At 39.2% G+C, this 21515-nt stretch carries 21 protein-coding genes; 10 read left to right on the top strand and 11 right to left on the bottom strand.

What is annotated here, in order from left to right; translation table 11 throughout:
- Positions 1-249 precede the first annotated feature (249 nt).
- From FPG78_RS04950 to FPG78_RS04965, 4 genes are all read left to right on the top strand, one after another.
- Complete coding sequence (locus tag FPG78_RS04950) at positions 250-1518, top strand: hypothetical protein (RefSeq protein ID WP_144086883.1); 1269 nt, start codon at positions 250-252, stop codon at positions 1516-1518.
- A 468-nt stretch (positions 1519-1986) separates the two neighbouring features.
- Positions 1987-3228, top strand: a complete 1242-nt coding sequence (locus tag FPG78_RS04955) for a porin family protein (RefSeq protein ID WP_144086884.1) — start codon at positions 1987-1989, stop codon at positions 3226-3228.
- A 309-nt stretch (positions 3229-3537) separates the two neighbouring features.
- Positions 3538-4224: an SIMPL domain-containing protein gene (locus tag FPG78_RS04960; RefSeq protein WP_144086885.1), complete on the top strand. Its 687-nt coding sequence runs from the start codon at positions 3538-3540 to the stop codon at positions 4222-4224.
- A gap of 75 nt (positions 4225-4299) precedes the next feature.
- Positions 4300-4821, top strand: a complete 522-nt coding sequence (locus FPG78_RS04965; protein ID WP_144086886.1) for a CvpA family protein — start codon at positions 4300-4302, stop codon at positions 4819-4821.
- Positions 4822-4914: 93 nt separating this feature from the next.
- Here FPG78_RS04965 and typA read toward each other — a convergent pair whose 3' ends face one another.
- From typA to FPG78_RS04985, 4 genes are all read right to left on the bottom strand, one after another.
- Complete coding sequence (typA, locus tag FPG78_RS04970; protein ID WP_144086887.1) at positions 4915-6732, bottom strand: translational GTPase TypA; 1818 nt, start codon at positions 6730-6732, stop codon at positions 4915-4917.
- Between the two features lie 349 nt (positions 6733-7081).
- The gene (radC, locus tag FPG78_RS04975; protein ID WP_144086888.1) at positions 7082-7789 is read right to left on the bottom strand and encodes a RadC family protein; all 708 of its coding nucleotides are present in this window, start codon (positions 7787-7789) and stop codon (positions 7082-7084) included.
- Positions 7790-7803: 14 nt separating this feature from the next.
- Positions 7804-8070: a 30S ribosomal protein S20 gene (rpsT, locus tag FPG78_RS04980; protein WP_144086889.1), complete on the bottom strand. Its 267-nt coding sequence runs from the start codon at positions 8068-8070 to the stop codon at positions 7804-7806.
- Between the two features lie 84 nt (positions 8071-8154).
- Positions 8155-9387 carry a hypothetical protein gene (locus FPG78_RS04985; protein WP_144086890.1) on the bottom strand — a complete coding sequence of 411 codons (1233 nt, stop codon included), beginning with the start codon at positions 9385-9387 and terminating at the stop codon, positions 8155-8157.
- Positions 9388-9520: 133 nt separating this feature from the next.
- Between FPG78_RS04985 and FPG78_RS04990 the strand changes: the two genes are divergently transcribed.
- The 4 genes from FPG78_RS04990 to FPG78_RS05005 all read left to right on the top strand — a co-directional run bounded on the left by FPG78_RS04990 (position 9521) and on the right by FPG78_RS05005 (position 12773).
- Positions 9521-9799, top strand: coding sequence for a phospholipase C/P1 nuclease family protein (locus FPG78_RS04990; protein ID WP_144086891.1), 279 nt, complete (start codon positions 9521-9523; stop codon positions 9797-9799).
- Positions 9800-9936: 137 nt separating this feature from the next.
- Positions 9937-10437, top strand: coding sequence for a phospholipase C/P1 nuclease family protein (locus FPG78_RS04995; RefSeq protein ID WP_144086892.1), 501 nt, complete (start codon positions 9937-9939; stop codon positions 10435-10437).
- Positions 10438-10806: 369 nt separating this feature from the next.
- Complete coding sequence (locus FPG78_RS05000; RefSeq protein ID WP_144086893.1) at positions 10807-11709, top strand: ankyrin repeat domain-containing protein; 903 nt, start codon at positions 10807-10809, stop codon at positions 11707-11709.
- Between the two features lie 95 nt (positions 11710-11804).
- Positions 11805-12773, top strand: a complete 969-nt coding sequence (locus FPG78_RS05005; protein ID WP_144086894.1) for an ankyrin repeat domain-containing protein — start codon at positions 11805-11807, stop codon at positions 12771-12773.
- A gap of 118 nt (positions 12774-12891) precedes the next feature.
- Here FPG78_RS05005 and FPG78_RS05010 read toward each other — a convergent pair whose 3' ends face one another.
- The 4 genes from FPG78_RS05010 to FPG78_RS05025 form a co-directional block, all read right to left on the bottom strand.
- Positions 12892-13818 carry an SLC5/6 family protein gene (locus FPG78_RS05010; RefSeq protein WP_144086895.1) on the bottom strand — a complete coding sequence of 309 codons (927 nt, stop codon included), beginning with the start codon at positions 13816-13818 and terminating at the stop codon, positions 12892-12894.
- Between the two features lie 784 nt (positions 13819-14602).
- A complete protein-coding gene (locus tag FPG78_RS05015; RefSeq protein ID WP_186292474.1) occupies positions 14603-15154 on the bottom strand; it encodes a hypothetical protein in 552 nt (183 codons plus the stop codon).
- Entirely contained in the window at positions 15106-15516 is a 411-nt protein-coding gene (locus FPG78_RS05020; protein WP_144086897.1) for a hypothetical protein, read from the bottom strand. Before FPG78_RS05020 ends, FPG78_RS05015 begins: the two co-directional genes overlap by 49 nt.
- 232 nt (positions 15517-15748) lie before the next feature.
- On the bottom strand, positions 15749-15937 hold the full coding sequence (locus FPG78_RS05025) for a hypothetical protein (RefSeq protein ID WP_144086898.1): 189 nt from the start codon (positions 15935-15937) through the stop codon (positions 15749-15751).
- Between FPG78_RS05025 and dprA the strand changes: the two genes are divergently transcribed.
- Both dprA and trhO read left to right on the top strand, forming a co-directional pair.
- A complete protein-coding gene (gene dprA, locus FPG78_RS05030; protein ID WP_144086899.1) occupies positions 15914-17026 on the top strand; it encodes a DNA-processing protein DprA in 1113 nt (370 codons plus the stop codon). The two genes, FPG78_RS05025 and dprA, sit on opposite strands and share 24 nt — an antisense overlap.
- Before the next feature lie 125 nt (positions 17027-17151).
- Positions 17152-17958 carry an oxygen-dependent tRNA uridine(34) hydroxylase TrhO gene (gene trhO, locus FPG78_RS05035; protein WP_144086900.1) on the top strand — a complete coding sequence of 269 codons (807 nt, stop codon included), beginning with the start codon at positions 17152-17154 and terminating at the stop codon, positions 17956-17958.
- Positions 17959-18010: 52 nt separating this feature from the next.
- On the opposite strand, the gene FPG78_RS05040 is transcribed toward trhO, so the two are convergent.
- From FPG78_RS05040 to tgt, 3 genes are all read right to left on the bottom strand, one after another.
- Entirely contained in the window at positions 18011-18553 is a 543-nt protein-coding gene (locus FPG78_RS05040; RefSeq protein ID WP_144086901.1) for a hypothetical protein, read from the bottom strand.
- Between the two features lie 425 nt (positions 18554-18978).
- Entirely contained in the window at positions 18979-20100 is a 1122-nt protein-coding gene (locus tag FPG78_RS05045; protein WP_144086902.1) for an LptF/LptG family permease, read from the bottom strand.
- Positions 20058-21182: a tRNA guanosine(34) transglycosylase Tgt gene (gene tgt / locus FPG78_RS05050; protein ID WP_144086903.1), complete on the bottom strand. Its 1125-nt coding sequence runs from the start codon at positions 21180-21182 to the stop codon at positions 20058-20060. The genes FPG78_RS05045 and tgt overlap by 43 nt, the downstream gene beginning before the upstream one ends.
- Positions 21183-21515: the final 333 nt, after the last annotated feature.

Consider the following 21515-nt stretch of genomic DNA (forward strand, 5'->3'; position numbering starts at 1 on the left):
GAAAAACAGAAGCCACCCTGTGGGCTCGATTCAACTGTTTTGTTTTTATATGTAACCTATGCTTGCTGGCCGTAACTGTTTTCCAAGGGCATGCTTTTCCTTGTTTACGGAGCAGCAGCGCGATATGGCTTCTAAGGAGTTGTAGTCAAATGCAGTTTAGCTTTTAGGCATAGCCCACATCTGTGGGTAGGTGCTGAATAGCCAAGAAAAGCAACTTAATGAATAATAAAAATTATAAATTTATAAATCATGAAGCGCACTAGGCTACCCAAGCGTAATAAAATAGCTATTGTAGTAGCTATTTTTAGCTTTTTTCTTTACTCAGCTACCAATGCCCATGCAAAAAATATAAAAAGCAAAAAGCCTGCTACAATCTTACAAAAGATAAAAGAACTTTGCAAGCAAAAAATCTCTAAAACGGATTCCCTTAATGACAATCCTTATATAAACCTTTTGGCATATGATTTGGTCCATCAAACGGGTCATAACGTTAGCCTTATGCCTTATATGCAACAAGCCAACACCCAGATAAATAACGATTTCCTCCCCATCGCTACAAAAACATCAGGTCCACCAAACCACAACACCCCCTCAAATGATGTAGCTACAGATGCGTTATTGGAAGAATTGCTGGGTGTTCACACATTTACACAACCCATTCATGCTGAACAGGAAAGAAGCATATGGCAGAACTTTTCATTTGATTTCAGCATAGGCGCTGGACTTATTTATTATACAAACGGCTTGGAGCATATGCGTTTGCTTCAAAGGAAAAACCAAAACCATGATTATTTTTTTGTAACTAAAACAAACGAGGTATACAAGCCCAATTGGTTCCACCATACACTTAATATGGTAAGTAATTTTAACGAATCTAATTGTGTAAAAGGTGATGATGCTCAAAACAGCGCATTTCAAGGCAAAGAGTGGGGCATCCCCATTACATTAGGGATCCAATATATTTTCTGGCAACGCCTGCTTGTGGGTGTTGGTAAAGAAGTAGTCTTTAATGCCACCAACAGATTGCTCCATAATGATGACCATATAAAACATAAGGCATACATTATGCCTAAAAAGTGGTCGGTTCAGGGAAGATGGTTTGCTAAATGCGGATGGTACGCGTTTAATGGTAAAAAACATAGATTTTTTGGAGATATACGTCTATTCCATATACGTCATTTGGGTAGTATGTTTGCTAGAGTAGTAACCTTTGGCCCCTATTTGCATGAAGCATTAGCCTATAATTTCGGCTTAGGATACGAGCAGCAGCTTACAGGTTACCTTTCATGGATCACCCGCCTTTCCGTGGAGCTGCAAAGCTTTAAACAGTTTACCAGTAAAAAATCTTGTGATTATAATATTGCATATAAACAGCTAGCTATTTATCTCCAAGTAGGACTCTCTATCCGAGCCAATCCATTGAAGCATTTCAAAAACAAAAAAGATCAGAATGAAAATCATAGATTCAATGACATCAGCAAGCTAAAAGGCTTACAAAATTTGCTAGACTTAGATTAACTATTGTTTGCAAATATTTAAACCGCTTTCACAACTTATTTATGGTGCGTAATTTTTAGGAGAAGCGCAGTCGCCAGCATACTAAAATCTATAGACCTTCTGCAAAGCCTATTGCTAAATGGCAATTTTGGAACTTGTCTATGCTCCTCAAATACATTTAGTATGCTGCGGTGCTCGACTGCGCTTCTCCTAAAAACTGCTGATCACAAATAGGTTTTGAAGAAGGTCTTATTTAAGGAGCATAGACCACAAAATTGCCATTTAGCAATCGACTTTTGCAAGGGGGCTATTGTTTATCAACATAATATTTATTATACTAATGGTAGTGGTCCGATATTTTCAGCTGTTTTTTAAACAGTAAGGCTACTGATCAAGCAAACAGCTGGCTTTTTAGCCTCTTTTTGCAAGGAGAGAGACTTAGGGAGCGCTATCATTTTAAATTGTATAATTTTTAACATAAATATTGCTATGAAAATTAAAATCGCGTTATTTGGCTTATTTTTGGCCAATGGCATCACACATCTACATGCTGATCAATATAGATATAACCCAGAAGAAGAAGAGATAGAGAACGAGCAGAATAATGCTAAGGAAGATAAAACAGGAAAAGATAAATCTGAAAATTTAATAAAGATGGGGGCTGATCTTGGGATAGATCCTTCTTTTTCATTTCAAGATGAGGTATATTCAACTAAAAACAAAATTAGCGCAAAGCTAGCATTTAGTGCGGATGTGCCAAATGCTTGGTGTAACAAAAACGCAACCATTAATATAGATACTGGTTGGAATGGAGACAAATTTACTGTTAAAAAGGCTGCACTATCCATTGACAAGATGGTAACGATGGGCTACGCCTCTACTGTTTTTGGTTACGAAAAATCAGCTAGCGCTTCGCTTGTATCTGCAGGTGCAACTGTATTGCAAGCAAAATATGCCTATACCTTTGACTGGTTCCGAATAGCAGCTGCCATTGAAAGGCCTGTTGAGCTCCAAGTAGGGCACTTTGATAAAGAGAATGTAGCAGAAAAAAATGATAAAAAAGACCGAACTAATAAAGTTGATGATTCAAAGGATGACAACCGCCCTTTCAAATTTAAAAATCGCATCCCAGCTGCGGGCATTAATCTAGGGGTTGTTACGGATGACTGTAATATTGGCTTAAGCGCTTTGTTCCGTTATACAGACTATACCCATAACGCTAATGAGAAAAGTTCGGATACTAAGTACTGCTTTACTTACGGTGTGAATTTAGGTATTCAGTATCAAATAGTTCCTAAAAAATTTACAGCTACAGGGCAGGGTATATATGTGGATGGTTTAGGTGATTACATATCAGGACTTGAAGCGATTCAAAGTGATACAGATCGTAAAGAAATGTGTGCGGCCTACTACTGTGACAAGGAAGAAGATAGCTTATCTACTATACGTGCATATGGCGCTTCACTTTGTTTAGCGTATTGTGTAACACCTAAATGGAAACTTTCTGTAAGTGGATCTTATCTTAGAGCCCTAGAAAATGAAAAAAAGCCGGGCCAAGCCTTTTTGCACCAGTATAATGCCGTCCCGAAAATTTCCTATGAAGTTAATAAATATGTCACGCTTTCTGGTGGTTATACGCTAGCAAAAGAGTGGAGAAAAGATGAAAAGAATGAACACAATAAGGGACATCAACATAAATTCTCCGGAGGCATAAAGTTTAGCTTAAAATAAGCAATGTATGGCGCTACTTTTTACTTGATCAAAAAAAGTAGTCAAAAAATAAAGCCCTGTGCAAAAAGTTGCTGAAAGCATACCGAAAAAACAGAAGTCACGCTGTGGACTTTACAAAGCTGTTTTTCTTTTTTAGTGGTGTGCTTTCTGGCCACAGCTTTTTATAAGGGGCTTTTTTTCTTATTTTTGGGTAGTGTAACCAAAAGGCTGCATAAAAGCTGTTCCTTTGCGCTTACTGCGCAGCCATGGCCATTTGATTGAAACAATACCTTTTAGCAAGTGGCCAAATCATATCAATAGTATATTTACATGCATGAGAACAGAATAAAAGCTGCTATGGTCTTTAGTATAGGCTTAGTAGCCAGTAGTATTATTTTTAGCTTAGCCTTTTGTTATACCCGCTCAAGCGCTTTAGAATATATCAGCGTAAAGGGGCTTGCAGAAAGAGAGGTGGATGCCAATGTCGGTATATGGAATATGAAGTTCGAGTCAGTGGATAACGATCTAGAGCAAGTAAATAGGCAAATTAAAAAGCAAACAGAAATATTAGTTGGCTTTCTAAAACAACAGGGATTTGTAGATAAAGAAATTATATATGGAGCCCCTGAATTACGTAATCATAGTAAATATGACTCAAAAAGTATTAAATACCCAATAGAGATGGAAGTGACTGTACATTCACCAAATGTATTTTTAGTATACGAAACGGTACAAAAGTCTCAGGAACTAATGAAACTAGGTGTTTGTTTATCTTACCATAGATACGATGGGCCAGCTAAGTTTATCTTTACGGACTTAAATGCAATTAAGCCATCTATGATTCAAGAGGCTACCATAAATGCAAAAAAAGCTGCAAAGCAGTTTGCTACTGATGCAAATGTTCGTCTAGGCAAATTACGTAAAGCCTCTCAAGGTACTTTTTCTATAGAAAAAACCCATCTGCCTACTAAAAAAAAGGTTCGTGTAGTGACCCAAATGGAGTACGCTATTGGGTAAGCATGGCTGCTCAGATTGCTCATTTGTTTATATAAGCTTAGATGCCATTTTTTAATTGATTTTAATAAATTAACTATGAATGGTCTTGATATTTTACTCATTATACCACTTATTTGGGGAGGGTATAATGGGCTTAAAAAAGGGTTTATTGTAGAGCTGATTTCTTCCTCCCTACTGGTATTTGGTTTTATAAAAGGTGTAGCCTTATTTTACACATTGCTCCCCATTATAAAAGATAAATTACCTACTTTAGCGCCTTGCCTTCCTGTTTGCTTAGCGGTTTTAATGCTCTTGATAGGAGGCGGCGTGATTTACTTGCTTACAAAATTGATTAAAGGAATGCTTGCCATTAGCCTTCTGGGTATATTTGATAACCTATTAGGAGGGGTATTTGGGTTGTGTAAAGTATCATTCTTTATCAGTTTGTTGATTTACTGCTGTAGCTGCTTAAGCATTACTTCCTTTCCCAGCATGTATACACATAATAGTTTATTATTTCCACTATTAGAACCCATTGTTCCAAAAGTTTTACAATCTTTTACATCTATACATCACCTCGATGCATTCAAGCAATGGTGCAGCTGGCCATCAGCTTAAGCAATTCATCTACAAGCTGCACTTTCTGATCGGAACTTTTCCAAAGACGCGTTGTTTATTGTTTTGATAGTGCCATATAGGCTAATGGACACATTAATGACTGGATTTAGCAGCTCTTTTTCGCTCATTGGGATCTAATATTACTTTGCGCAAACGGATCGATTTTGGTGTGACTTCTACACGTTCATCATCCTTGATATAGGTAATGGCTTCTTCTAATGTCATCACCACAGGTGGACTTAACCGAATGGATTCATCTGAACTTGATGCACGCATATTGGTAAGCTGCTTCCCTTTTAATAGGTTCACCTCTAAATCATTATCCCTATTGTGTTCGCCTACAATCATCCCACCATACACCTTTTCACCTGCACCGATAAATAGCTTACCTCGGTCAGCTAAATTAAAAAGTGCATAGGCAACTGCATCACCCATCCCCATAGAAATAAGTACCCCATTGCGCCGTCCAGCAATAACGCCACGATAGCTACCATAACTATGAAAGGTCCTATTCATAATACCAGTACCCCTCGTTTCAGTAAGAAAGGTGCCATAATAGCCAATTAAACCACGTGATGGCCCAACAAAAATGATACGTGTTTTGCCCCCTCCCATTGGACGTAGATCTCTCATTTCTGCTTTTCGCAAACTCATAGATTCAATAACAGATCCTGAAAATGCATCGTCTAATTCTATTTGAATTTCTTCTAGTGGCTCTAGCTTTTCACCATTAGGCCCTAGCTTAATCAACACCCGTGGCCTGCTAATGGAAAGTTCAAACCCCTCCCTTCTCATCGTTTCTATTAAAACACCCAATTGTAATTCACCACGTCCAGCTACTTCAAAAGAATCTTTAACCGGGCTTTCTGTTACTTGAATAGATACGTTTGATTCCAGTTCACGCATTAGCCTATCCCGTATGGCATTAAAGGTAACCTTGCTCCCTTCCGTTCCAACTAGTGGAGAATCATTAACTGAAAAGTTAATAGCCAATGTAGGTGGGTCTATAGGAAGCGCAGGGAGGGCATTCATCACAGTAGGTGCGCAAATGGTATCGGCTACGTTGGCACGTTGCATGCCTGCAATAGCAACAATATCACCAGCATGTGCGGTCTCAATCGGCACATGGTCCATACCACGGAAAGCCATAATTTTTGTAACCTTACCATGCTCTACTACCGCACCATCTTTATTCAGCGCCTTGATCGGTTGTTGTACTTTTAAGCTCCCTGTAAAGATACGTCCTGTTAACATACGACCTAGATAAGGATCATACTCCCTTGCCGTTATAAGCATGGAAAAGTCACTATTTAAATCGACAGTTGGAGCAGGTACATGATCTAGAATTAAATCAAATAAAGGAGATAGGTCTTTTCGCTCCGCATCTAATGTTCTACTGGCCCAACCTGACCTTCCAGAAGCATAGGCAATAGGAAAGTTAAACTGTGCTTCTGTAGCCTCAAGTGCCATAAAAAGCTCTAAGATTTCATCTTCAACCTCTGCTACACGTGCATCCGAACGGTCAATCTTATTGACTACTACAATAGGACGCAACCCCAGCTTTAATGCTTTACTTAAAACAAACTTCGTTTGAGGCATCGTCCCTTCTGCTGCATCCACTAATAAGACCACACCATCTACCATGCTTAAAATACGCTCTACCTCTCCACCAAAATCGGCGTGACCAGGTGTATCTACAATATTGATCCGGGTATCTTTCCAAACTAAAGAGGTACACTTGGCCAGAATTGTAATGCCACGCTCCCGCTCTAAATCATTTGAATCCATAACCCGCTCGGCTACTTCTTGATGGGCCCTAAATGTGCCACTTTGTTTTAATAGGTTATCTAGTAAAGTTGTTTTTCCGTGGTCTACGTGTGCTATAATGGCAATATTACGTAATGGTTGCATGAAATCTTATTCGTTTAATGAGTATTTAGGTTACGCGTATTGAACATAACGCTAATCTAAAAAATAGAAGCCTTATCTTGCTTTTCATTCTTAAAATGAATGGAATAGGAGCAAGCATAGGGGTACCAACCTGCTACAACAGATCTTCTGCAAAACCTATTGCTAAATGGCAATTTTGTGGTCTATGCTCCTCAAATACATTTAGTATGCTGCGGTGCTCGACTGCGCTTCTCCTAAAAACTGCTGATCACAAATAGGTTTTGCAGAAGGTCTAACGTTAAAGAGCCGCCAACAAGTTATCCATAAAGAAAAATGCATGCTTGCACTTGCATTGTATAAATATAGCATGTCAAACCATCCCTTCATCAGAAAAACTGAAGTAGGTTCTATCTGTAAATATAATATGATCTAGAACCGCTACATCAAGCAACTCCCCAGCCTTGCTAAGCGTGTTGGTCAATTCAATATCAGCAGTACTTGGAGTAGTATTACCAGAAGGATGATTATGGGCTAATATAATGGCAACAGCCTGATGGTCTAACACCAGTCTAAATAAAAATTTAGCATCTACAATGGTTCTACTCGTACCGCCACTACTGATTTTTATCTTCTTGATTAGATAATTCGCCCTATTGAGCAACAAAACCCAAAACTCTTCTACAGACTTACCGGTTAAATCTGGCTGTAGCAGTCTATAAGCTTTAAGAGAGCTGTTAACCAGTTCTTTTTTAATAACAGGCTCATAAGCCCGCCTACGGGTAAGTTCCATAGCACAGACAATAGCAACCGCTTTTGCTTCCCCTATACCCCTAAAGCGCCGTAATTCCTGTACAGAACGTTTGGCCAGCTCTTGCAGGCTATTGCCACTGGTTTTTAAAATATGTTGTGCCAATACCACAACGCTTGTGTTGCGGGTACCAGAACCTATCAACACAGCTAAAAGTTCTGCATCCGTTAAACTAGAAGCCCCTTGGCGTAGTAGTTTTTCCCTTGGTCGGTCTTCTGGCGCCCAGTCTTGTATTCTTAGCGGAACTGTTGCATATATCTCCCGTGCCATATCATTTAAGCCATTTAGGCTGCAGCTACAGTTAACCTATTTACATACTTAGCAAGCTTAGCTTTACTACCAGCGCTCTTATTTTTGTGCACTATGTTTTTTGCTGCAAGCTTATCTAACATAGAAAAAACCTTAGGTAACAACTGCTCTGCAGCATTTTTATCCGTAAGCTTACCAACCTTTTTCACAAAGGTTCTACATGTTTTTAACTGATAACGATTGCGAAGATACTTAGCACGGCTTGACCTGATTCGTTTTTCAGCTGATTTATGATTTGCCATATGAAATGTAATTGAATTAACTATTAAATATAATTTAATTGCATGCAAGATACTACTTTTTTATATACCATTCAATCACTTGATTTAAAATGATAGCCCCAATCGAAGCGCGGGGATTTCTCCAGAACGAGCGCTGATACCCACAAAAAAAGATTCTGTTAGCATATATTGTGCATGCACCGCACAACTACCCCGCCTTTCGAGTAGATCTGATAATGTATCTTCAGTTTCTATGGCAGGTTTTTTTGCATCGATCAGTTCGAATCCTAGTTGTAGCTGCAACAAGAAACGCCCATAGCGTACCTCATAGCCCCCTAGTGTTGTAACTTCCATACCACCTACTGACAGCATATTGGTTAACAAAGCTTTTTTATACCAGTTATGCCCTAACTCTAGGGAGCATAGTAAAGCATTATGGGCATTAATGGGAAAATTTAATAATACAGATCCCCTAAAAATAAAATGGTATGCTTGGGTAGATGCCAGCCACCTACGGCTACCAGCTATACTACAGTCTACTCTACTGCTTTTTCGCTGTCTATAATGGATCGGGTTATGACGTAGTGTTAAAAAAGATGCTGTATGCGCTATATATCGTATACCTATCGTGGCTAAAGGAGCAAATTTTAAGCTAAAAACATGATTTTCTTTATTATTTAACGGCTGTGTATTGGGTGGACCGGCTGTATTTACTACTACCTTATCTTGTACTACTACCTTATCCTTCTTGTTTTTAGTCCAGCCATTGATCAATAGTCCCATGCCAAAGTTAAGCTGCCAAGAGGGCGCACATAACCAATGATAGGTAACCTCTTCTGTAGCTACAAAACTATAGTTTGGTGCATGCTGTGCACGTACCAATGTACCACCCTTGACTGCACCCACACTGATTCTATTGCCCCATGTAGATAGGGAAGGATCAGACTGATAGAGCTCTATATAAGCCAAGATGCCCCATATATTCGGGAACCTAAGCTTCTGCTCTTTTTGAAGCGGATAGGGCACCAAAATGGAGAGTCCAACTCTTGGGTAAGTGTCCAGCTGACGCGCAAAAAAGGGATGAATATATAAAATATCTGCATCAATAGTAGTGGGCATGACTACTATGGGTTCTTTATTACTTTTACCTATTATAGCTCCAGATCGTAATTGTATAGCGCGTGGATAAGAATGCCAAGCCTTATTAACTTTTGAAGTAGCCAGCGATGTAGTTATATTAACATTAGCTTGCTGAGCAGCTTTTGCTACACCAGGAAGCAACCAGGTAATGGACAAAACAAAGCCTACTATATAATGGTACAATTGCGTTGGGCTCAAAGTATATGGATTTAAAAATGAATACAACCTTATGCAAATACAAGATAACGCCTGTAATCGAAACAACATATTAACATTTTTTGTTTACAAAATAAAAAAACAGCTTTTCAGGCATACTACAACAGTTTATATATTGGTTTTTTGTCATCTTCCCTTAGAAACTTGGTCTTGGGGTTTCTTTGCACACAAACAGATTAATCGGCATGCTATTACTACCCTACCACCAGGTATGTTTGCTTTTTATAAAGCACATCTAACCTTCTTGACCGAGCAATCTGTAAATCCAGATAAACGTAGATATGTGGTCAAAGACGAAGCATCCAAACATTTTATAGACCTAGAGATCTACTGCTCTAGCCCACCGCAAAAGCTTTTGTTTCACCAAGCTGTAGCAAAGGTGCGCAAATGGTAGATACACATGGCAAGCTCCCTTAGGCCATACTACATACCCACAAACAACTAACAGAAGCTTTTAAACATAAAGATATAGCTAAAATTCTAAAATGCTCAGCAGATTTAGGTCATTATATTGGTGATGCACATGTTCCTTTGCATACTACACAAAACTACAATGGACAAATGACGGGTCAGGAAGGGATTCATGCTTTACGGGAGACAAGGTTGCCTCTTTTATTTTTCGACACCTATAATCTTTTTGTAGGCCAGGCCGTTTATATCGAAGACCTATCCAGCCACATTTGGGACATTGTGCACCAATCTCACAGCTTGGTTGGCAAAGTGTTGGCTTTAGAAAAAGAGCTTTCCGCGCAATATCCACTAAAATATAGTTTTGAGCAAGAAGGCAATCAATTAAAAAAACAATATGCTATTGCATTTGCTACTGCTTACCACCAAGCCCTACAAGGGCAGGTGGAAGCACGTTTGCAACAGTCCATTATAGAAGTAGGCAATTTTTGGTTGACTACTTGGATCAACACAGGCGCTCCTAGCTTAGATGATTTGCATACCAGTGTACCAATCGAAGATGAAACAGAACAGCTGCTGCAAAAAGGCACCATGCTAGAAGGCGTTAGAGGGTGCGGGGATTGACCTTATAAATACTATATTTTCTAATGACCTTTATTTGTAATTATATTTATTTTTTTGTATTATAAACCAGGAGGATAATTACAAGGCATCTTGGCATCCATTACGACTTAACTAAAGGGGGTTTACCTTATTTAAGGCCAATGTCAGGGCCAAACAAATGCAATAGTATGCATTAGACCTTCTTCAAAACCTATTTGTGGTCAGCAGTTTTTAAGAGAAGCGCAGTCGAGCACCGCAGAATACTAAATGTATTTGAGGAACATAGACAAGCTTCGACACCAAAATTGCCATTAGAAATAGGTTTTGCAGAAGGTCTATTGAATCAATGCTGCTTGGTAGTGGTGTAATTTACAATTAAATATCAATACTATGAAAAGGTATACGCACTATAGGTTAGGCCTACTCATTGGGCTCTTAAGTTTACATATTTTGTCTGCTTGTGTGCATACAAGGCAAGAATTGGGTACAAATGAAAAGAAATGCTTGCCTAACTGGAGCGATAGGGCCAGGTATATAGCGGAGGCATTATATACAACGTCCATTCTAGGTGGGGCAATCTATGGTGTTATTAACCATCTTACACATCCAGCAGCTGCGCATAATATAACAGCTAGTAGTAGTACTATATCCACCATGCGATCATTTATACCAACCAATCGGACCACAAGCGCCACGCCACATAGAAGCATTATATTATCCAGTATAGCCCCTACAGAAGCAGGGTTTATTCTTAATGCAACAGAAGTGGACCCAAGCACATTGGCTATTAATGGGAAACCATTTGAATTGACTACTGATGCAGAACCTGCCGATGGCATAGCAATAAAGAATCCTATGATTTTAGAGGAGCATATTTTGAATGATATCATCGATAGTGGTTTCTCAACAAAAAGGATACAGCATTGGCTGAACAAAGGCCTAGATATAGATGCAAAAGAACCGAAAACAGGGTTGACGCTATCGATGCATCCAATATGGTTGAGAAAACCAATCGCCTTTCGATTCATAATGAGTAATGGGGCGGATGTGAATATAAGCAATAAATACGGGTACACACTCACAATGTTAGCAGCAGGGCAAGGTCTTGAGGATACAATTGATTATCTAATAAAAATTAAAGGGGCGGATGTTTGTAAAAAAGATGTATATGGTCAGACAGCACGAGACCTTACAGCAAACATTAGCAACCCGGATATACAGACACGGATTCACAACGAATTCACCGAAGCAATGAAAAAGCAGAACTGTACATCATATACTAATCAAGACTAACCTTTGGGTGGTTTTGTAAAAACAATGCGGATTGTAAGTGGTGCTGCAAGTGATACTGTAAGTGATACTTGTAATTACAATTAAACATCAATGTTATGAAAAGGTATACGAACTATAGGCTAGGCCTACTCATTGGGCTATTCAGTTTCAATGCTTTATCTGCCTGTGTACATACAAAAAAAGAATTAGATTATTGGCCTAAGCTGTTGCGTTGTTGTACTACACAGCACTCAAATAACAACTCGAAAATCGCTAAGGTCTGCACAGCAGTAACAGTGGGCAGTTTGCTTGCTCCCGTTATATATTACTTTTACTATTTTGGAGTTGTAGAGGATGGATTTAAGGAGTGGTGGGGGGCGGATGATAATGGAATACATTATAGTAGTAATAGAAATAGAATGAGTTGTTTTAATATCAGCGCGCCATCATCGACATCAACCGGTTGGAATACAACCGCTATGCCCTATGTAAATGCTACACAAGCAGACTCCATTATTCATGCGATACAATTGGCCAAGGCAAAATTCGCTATTAATGGAGAACCCTATGATGGCGTAACATCAATGAATTCGATGGTCTTACATGATCAGATTATAAAAGAGATAAGGTCACATGATTTTTCACCAGCAATCATAGCATGTTGGCTGAATCAAGGCCTCAATATAGAAGCAAAGGATCCAAACCAAGCCCTAATAAATAAAAAGGATACAAGAGGATGGACACTATTGATGTATGCAGTATGGCGTAACAATGAGCCCGCCATTCGATTTTTACTAAATAAAGGAGCGAATACGAATACACAAGATGATGCTGGGAACACAAGCTTAATGATCGCATTAGAATGGAATAGTAAGCCTATAATTGACCTTTTAATAAAACATAAGGCAGACCCGTGTATAAAAAATGAATATGGTGATAGTCCACAATCCTATGCAGCATTCCATTATAACAAAGCGAAGGATAACAAATACCAATTCGAATTGAATGAATGGGCTACTATTATAGAAAAATTAAAGGAAACCCCAGAAAAAAACAAAACGAAACAATGTCATCTGGCGGCATAAGATTAGCCTTTAGCCAGACATCTATTGAGACAGACGCATTTTTTCTTGTTTTAGGATAGACTAACCCATACTGTTGAATGGAACTAGTGAAACAATTGGAGCAGCTTATTGCAAGGCTTTATTTTAATAAAAGTGCGCTTTTTAATCGAGCTGCTTTACACAGGGGCGTTTTTTTATTGTTTTGCGTAACAGTACCATACTGCTGTATAGGAACCTCCCTTGACCGTGGCCATACATAGTGTACCGCTAGCATAGTCAAACCATTAACCAATACGCAAGGAAATCCATTACTAGTCGTTCGCAATAGAGGATAAATCCATTTGGGCCAAACAACAACAGCTAATGCACCTGTAGCCATACCTATTAAAGCAGCAGGTGAGCTGCTACGAAAGCCTAAAACAGCTAAAATAAATGGAGCAACCACTATAGGAATATAAAAGTCATGGAGCCAGTTAGTCATACGACCTATCATAGAAAGATAAGGACTATTTAAAGATAGGACAATAGCCAACATAGCAATAACTAATATAGATACATAAGCAATCCTATAATGATCAGTACAAGAAACATTTTCTCTAAAACGCGCACGAAATAAGATTGGCAATATATCATAAATCATAACCGCACAGATATGCAGTCTAGAGTCCGCTGTGGACATAGTAAGGGCTAATAAACATATACAAAGCGCCCCCTTAAGTAATGGCGAAACATGACCCATTATATAATTGAAAATATATTTTCGTGATACATCTGATGGTATCCATTCAGCAACAACTCCACCAGCCAATAGACAGCATAGCGTAATAAAAAAACCAATAATGCCAGCATACAAAAACACTTTCTTTGCTTGAGAAGGGTCAGAAGACATATACATATGCTGCATATAAGCAGGTTCTATAAAGAAAAACATAATGCATAGATAGCGCAATGCATATACTAACTTTTTTTTACCAAACAATAGCGCGCTCCATGCAAATTGTTTTTGAGTGGTTACAAAACCAAGCGTTTCACTAATTGAAAAACCCTTTTTTGTACAAAAAACCATATAAAAAAACAAATTAGACCAATAAAAGTAACAAATTGCCATATATCTGTTAAAACAACAGCACGAATGCCACCAAATATAGTATAGGCAACAAGCATTAGCGTCTAGTATAGTAATGCATAAGGGGCTAACTGAGCCTATACATCCACTTATGACTTGTGAGATGACATAAACTTGACTAGCAACAATCATAATAGAGGTACAAGTACTCAATAGAGCTGCAATAATTCTTGGATATTTTCCATATACACGGCCCATTGTCTCTGGCATGGAGATATTGATAGATAAACTTAGACATCCTTTTGCTCAACCAGCTAAGCATTAGAAAAGGGATAAGAATAGCAAACAAGGCCCTGCTTAGCCAAAATGGACCAAAAGAAAACATTGATAGATAACCTATCAACATAGCTCCACCATAATAAGTAGCCAATGTAGTAGCTATTAGACTAACTGTAGAAAATTGGCGATTACCTACAGCATATACCCGAAAGGTAGTAAACCTTTTAATAGAGTAAAAGACGATCACTGCAGTAGATAACAAGAAGCTTATTACGATAAATAAGGGGATATCAAACGACATAACTAATAACTAGAATAATATATATAACCTATTCACTTAGGCTTTTATTTTACGATTGGTATATTACTGAAATTTTCCGACTCGAGGAACTTTTTCGGGGTTGCTTCCCGAACTTGGCGCATAACTCTTAGGCGAAGAACTACTACTAATAGTAGAAAGCACAGATAATGATGAAGGACATTTTCCTCTATATATCTCAGGTGGCTAAGCAAAACGTGCCTTCTGTCTTTTAGGCATAGGTAACTTAAAAGAAGATCTAACAACATATTGAGTAGGATACTTCTCAGAATCTATTATGCAATCTGCCACTTTCTGCACCTCTGGAGGCAGTTTACGATTAAGTATAGGATTCAGGTCCTCTGTATTAGATTCAGTTTCCATACTATATTTCTTATGCAAAACCACATGATTATAAAGATCACATCGTTCTTTATGAGCAATATCTTGTTCAAGGCCTGAAAACAACTCTTCTATATTTTTATTATGATGCTTACGGGCCACCTCGATAGGCAACATACCTTTTTCACCACAATAACAAGGACATGCACCTAGTTGCACGAGGTATGCTGCAGTTTCATAATCATTATTATAAGTTGCATAGAAAAGAAAAGAATGCCCAAAATAGTCTAGTTTAGATACGAGTACGCGTTGCTCCTCTTGACTAAATCGATTCAAGTTATTCATTTCACTGGCTTGGATAATGGCCCTCATAGCGTTAAGAAAGTATTGATCGTCTTCACATTTATAACCAGGCATCTTGCAGTCGGGGATTTACCCCTTGTCGTACCAGCACTACAACAGATTGAGTAGAGCGTATAGGCTTTAACCAGCTCGACATCATCATTATTCTGTGCCGCCTTCCGCATTATGCTATAAAATAAGGTCATACCATCTTCCTCAACTTTAAAAAGATGGGAATTATCTTGAAAAAGCCAGGGCTTATTCCCAGGTTTTTTACCTTGGCCTACTTTAGGTGCATTCATACTTTTATCATTCGGATCCATGTTATATACAAGGTTATACCTACTACAAACATTAGTAAACAGCTCTACCCCTATACAAATGACTACTATTATTAAACGAAAAGTAGTGGCATATATTTTTTTAAGGTACACCATTATTAAATAATAAGCAATAAGTAAATAGCAATGAATTTTTAATATTAAGTAATTCTTATTACTACAGATACAAGTACCTTGATGTATTTGGTACAAACACAAAAGATAGCTACTGCACCAGAGCAGCATGGAAGGATAAATGGGAGGATTAGCGCAGTTTTGGATTAAAAATAGGTTAAATTAGCTACTAGACCTCTTGCTAACAAGTAGAGACCTTCTACAAAACCTATTTCTAATGGCAATTTTGGTGTCGAAGCTTGTCTATGCTCCTCAAATACATGTAGTATTCTGCGGTGCTCGACTGCACTTCTCCTAAAAACTGCTGATCACAAATAGGTTTTGAAGAAGGTCTTAGGTTTCGAAAGGGGTCTACTCTTTTTACGGTTATTAGAAAACAATGGTTCCTCTTACTGAAAAACACTACCGATTGGCGCTTTCGTTGGTGCCTGGTATAGGCTGTACCTGGTTAAAAAAATTATTAGCTTACTTCGGAAGTGCCCAAGCGGTATTTGCAGCTGCACATAAAGGTAATACTTTACTGCCCTATAAAATAGCGAAAGCTATCACTTCAAGCAGTAGCCTTGCCCAAGCAGAAAAGGTGCTACAGCTGCATGAGGCAGAAGCGATTCAACTGCTGACAACAGAGGAAGACAGCTATCCCAAGCGGTTGTTGGAACTACCTGATGGTCCTTCTATTCTTTATTATAAGGGCCAAGCGCTGTTGAATCAACAACGCGTGGTAACGATTGTGGGCACCAGGCAATTAACCTCCTATGGACAAGGGGCAATTACGAAATTTTTAGAACAACTCCTCCCCTATCAGCCGCTTGTGGTGAGCGGTTTAGCCTATGGAGTAGATATATGGGTCCATAAGCAGGCATTGGAGATGGGACTAACCACAGTAGCCGTATTGCCAACCAGTGTCAATGAAATCTACCTTACTGCACATAAAGAAATAGCTATGGAGCTGTGTGGGCCAAAAGGAGGCCTACTAACAGAATACCCGATAGGAAGTGGCCTAGGCGCCCATACTTTTGTGGCACGCAATAGAATTTTAGCGGGATTAGCAGATGTAACCATAGTTATTGAGGCCAAAGAAAAAAGTGGGGCATTGATCACTGCTTACTATGCTAATAGTTACCACCGAGAGGTTTTTGCACTACCGGGCAGCATCTACTCGGCTACTTCTGCAGGATGCCATCGGTTGATTAAACGGAACCAAGCACACCTGCTGACCCATATAGATGATTTAGCCTATATTATGAACTGGGAGGTGCACCATCAACCGCAAACAGATACCTTCCTGAATCATCCGCTTACAGCATCAGAGCAAATGGTCTTAGAACAGCTGCAGCAGGCTATGGAACCCATCACCATTGATGCACTCACCTATGCTACAGCTTTGTCTCCTGGGGCATTACAAGCGGCATTACTGTCACTAGAACTACAAGGTTTATTACGTGCACTACCAGGTAAGCGTTTTATATTGGCTCCTATGTATAAGCAATAGACTTCTGTTGAAACACTACTGCTACACCATAAGCAGCGTTTCAACAAAAGTCTAACGAGATGTAAAGCATAATGCAAGAATTTAGCTAAATTTGAAGCAGCTAAAGTATAATAGACCAACACCATATGTTTAAAGTAGCAACCTTATATAAATTTGTGCCCCTAGATGATCTAGTAGGGCTACAAACGCAACTACAATCTATATGCAGCGCGCTAACGGGCACACTTCTTATTGCTTCAGAAGGGATTAATGGGACGATTGCTGGTTTGCCTGATCTACTAGATCATGCCATGGGCCAGATAGCAGCGATTCCTGCATTCCGTGACTTATGGTATCAATATTCTAAAGCGGGCAATAAGCCATTTCGCCGCCTAAAGGTTAGGATCAAAAAAGAAATTATAACCATGCACAAACCGGAGGTCGGATCTATGCCACTACGTGGCCAGCATGTCTTAGCTGCAGACTGGAATAACACGTTAGATGAGGCAGCTGTTGTAGTGGATGTTCGCAATGACTATGAGTATCGACTGGGAAGCTTTGAAGGTGCATTAAATCCTAAAACAACCTACTTTAGCCAATTCCCCGCCTTTGTTGACAACCATTTAACACTCTATAAAGACCAACCTATTGCTATGTTTTGTACAGGAGGCATCAGGTGTGAAAAAGCATCTGCTTATATGCTTGCGGCTGGTTTCAAAAAGGTGTACCAACTCAGTGGAGGCATCCTACAATATTTGGCCCATACGCGCCAAGCGCTATCCAGATGGCAAGGGGAATGTTTTGTCTTTGACGAGCGCATATCGCTAGGCCATGGATTAAAAAAAGGCAATAGCCTACTTTGCTATGGCTGTCGTATGCCTTTAACAACAGAAGATCTAGACGAAAACTATGAACCTAGTATCCGGTGTAAGTTTTGTCTAAAAAACAAATAAGGGCAACCTTTTTTGTGCCTATCCTTTCCACATCAAAATGGATCCGTTGCCCTTACGCCAGAATCTGTTGAACCAGGTGGCAAAGATCGTTATAAGATTCTGCAAAAAGTGGACACATATTTCCAGTTGGGCTATTTTTAATTTGTATGCGATTGGCACTAAAGGTTGCACCAAAAAGCATATCCAATTTATGGAGTGGGTAGCGGAGCAACAAATGGCCTTGTCCATCATTATCTTCATGAGGCGAGGGATTCATCATAATGGCTATTAATTTGCATAGCTTATATTTGCTTTTCATTTTAGAAAGCAATGTCATAAAGTTATCTAACCCAACTGGTATCATATTGTTGTGTTCCGGAAGAATAAGCACTAGTTTTTCTATGATGGACAAGGTATCTTGTAACGCCGTTAACTGTTCTTCTTTAATCTTTAAAGGTTCACTGGACGAAGACTTGATTAACCTTTCTAAGCTTATTGTTTCTAATGCTGTATCACATCCTTTTGCTTCTAATGCACCAGCACACCAACAACTAAAATTTTCTGGAAAGGGATTACCAGGCTCGGTTGTAGTGAGAATAAGCACCTTGGTTTTCATGGTGTGGCATTTGCTTTAAACTTTGATAAACACAGACCATAGACCCTTAAAAAGGGGCTGCCTGTCTGCTTATTATTCCAAATAATGGGTTGCCTTTCTTTTAAAATTTAGGCGACCCATTCAAATAATCAAATAACTTGTTAATGCTTAGATCTTCTGCAAAACCTATTTCCAATGGCAATTTTGGTGTCGAAGCTTGTCTATGCTCCTCAAATACATTTAGTATTCTGGCGACTGCGCTTCTCCTAAAAACTGCTGATCACAAATAGGCTTTGCAGAAGGTCTCGTGTATAAATAGATAATAGCCTGGAACTAACAATATTTGCACGAATATAGCAATTATTTGCGCAAATAACGTAATATATTTGTTCAGTGACCATTTTATTTTGACAGGACTATCCCAATAGTCAATGTGCTACATACCATTATTTGGGTACAAGTCGATAGAAAGTCATACATAGGATGGAAAAAATAATATTAGGCAACCATATGTCGAGTAGTGGATGTTCGCTTTGGGCCTCCACTACAATTTTGGCAGATAAAAAGAGAACGATATAAAAGCAAGCGAGTATACTACCTAAAGTAATCCGCCTGCCTATACTACCTCTAGGCTTATGTAAGGCGACTAAGAAACCCAATACAATAAGAATGATAATGGCAAAGGGGGTCATATAGCGAATATGCTGCTCTGCTATAAAAAAACGGACACTTTCACTGCCCTTATAGATCAATTTTTGAATATGCAATTTCAATTCAGGTAAGGTCAATCCATCTTTTAGATTGGGATTAATCTCAAAATCTTCTGGATTTACTTCTAAGGAAATGGTTAAAGAATCTCCTGTGGTAAGCACTTCATGCTTTGGAAAAAGTGTCCGCTTCTGCCAAGATCGCAGGATCCATGTTTGGCCCGTTGGATGCCATTGAATCCTTTCAGCATGCAGTCGCTCTACTAGGGCATTATTTTTAAAGGTGTCCAAGCTGACATCATATCCGGTATTGTTGTAACCATAATATTTAGCGATATGGAGGTATTGATCAGGCCCTGCCTTAAGTTGCACATAATCTGATCGAACAAAAAAGCCCATATCTAGATATTTGGTTTCAAACGCAACGCGTTCCTTATTGGCATCAGCCAATACCCAACCTGTTAGGTAAAAATTGGCGCCGGTCAGTAGCAATGCAATCATTATATAAGGTGTGATGATGCGATGCAAACTAATGCCACCGCTTAATAAGGCAATAATCTCTGATCGTTTTGCTAGCCTAGTGGTCACCCAGATAGTCGTACAAAAGACGATAATAGGCACTAAAAGGTTGACCAGGTAGGGCACCAGCACACAGTAATACTTAAATACTTGATAAAAAGAGAGCTGATGTTTTTTAAAATGGCTTACATTTTCCACTGCGTGGATAATGATAACCAATAAGATAAAAACGGCAAGTACAACAAAAAAAGTAGCAAAAAACTTTTTGGAAATGTATCGATCTAGTAGCTTCATTTTGGTTAGATTTTTTCCATGATGGTTTTCAGGATATGGTTTTTCCATGCCACAAAGTTATCCTGCTGAATCTGTGCTCTAGCCTGGCGCACCAACCATAGGTAAAAGGTTAAGTTATGGACACTAGCCAATTGAACGCCTAATAGCTCTTCAGCAGTAATCAAATGGCGCAAGTAGGCTTTTGAATAATAGCCACTCACAGGACCACCCAGTAGCGCATCTATAGGGCTAAAGTCATCTGCCCATTTTTTATTTTTAATATTCAGTATCCCTTGTGTAGTAAATAAAGTGCCATTTCGTCCATTTCGAGTGGGCATGATGCAATCAAACATATCTACACCTAACGCAATGCACTCTAAAAGATCCAAGGGTGTACCAACGCCCATTAAATAGCGCGGCTTAGACCTAGGTAAAATGGAACAAACCAATTCTGTAATCTCATAGAGCTGACCGGTAGGATGGCATACGCCTCCTATGGCATTACCAAGCCTATCCGCTGCAGCTATGGTTTCTGCAGATTGGATCCGTAGCTCTTTATAAATACTGCCTTGCACAATTGGGAAAAGAGTCTGATGGGCATGCTGCTCGGTTTGTGTCGCATCAAAATAATCTATTCCCCTTTTGAGCCAGCGATGGGTACGTTCCATAGAAGCTTTTGCATAACCATAGCTACAAGGATAGGGTGTACACTCATCCAATACCATCATGATATCAGCGCCAATGCTGCGTTGAATATCCACCACAGATTCTGGCGTAAAAAAATGGCTAGCGCCATCTATATGCGAGCGAAAGGTAACACCTGCTTCTGTAAGCTTACGATTGCCCGCTAGCGAGTAGACCTGATAGCCCCCACTATCGGTTAATATCGGACGAGGCCATCCCATAAAAGCATGGAGCCCTCCTGCTGCATCCAACACCTTGGTGCCTGGACGGAGATAGAGGTGGTAGGTATTGCCTAGGATGATATCGGCATCAATCTGGTCTTGCAGTACTTGCTGCGGAATCGACTTTACCGATCCTATGGTACCTACTGGCATAAAAATAGGCGTACGAATGGTCCCTTTACTAGTAGTGATCAGCCCTGCTCGAGCCTTGGAATGCCGATCTTCATGTTCTACTAAAAATTGCAATGAAGTATGGATTATTATATTGTATTTAAGTAACCTTTCAACCAAAGGTAGTAAACCAATGGCTGCTTACCTAGCATCCTTTTTGGATATCAGGTCAAATATATGCTTTTTTACCTTTATCCTATATCAAGGGCTGCCAGCACAATTTGCAAATAGCAATAAAGTCCATATTTTCCCTTAAATTAGTAGCTTGAGTAGATCTGCATATCGTAGACCTTCTGCAAAACCTATTTGTGATCAGCAGTTTTTAGGAGAAGCGCAGCCGAGCACCGCAGCATACTAAATGTATTTGAGGAACATAGACCACAAAATTGCCATTTAGCAATAGGTTTT

The organism is Cardinium endosymbiont of Dermatophagoides farinae, from assembly GCF_007559345.1.
GTDB lineage: Bacteria > Bacteroidota > Bacteroidia > Cytophagales > Amoebophilaceae > Cardinium.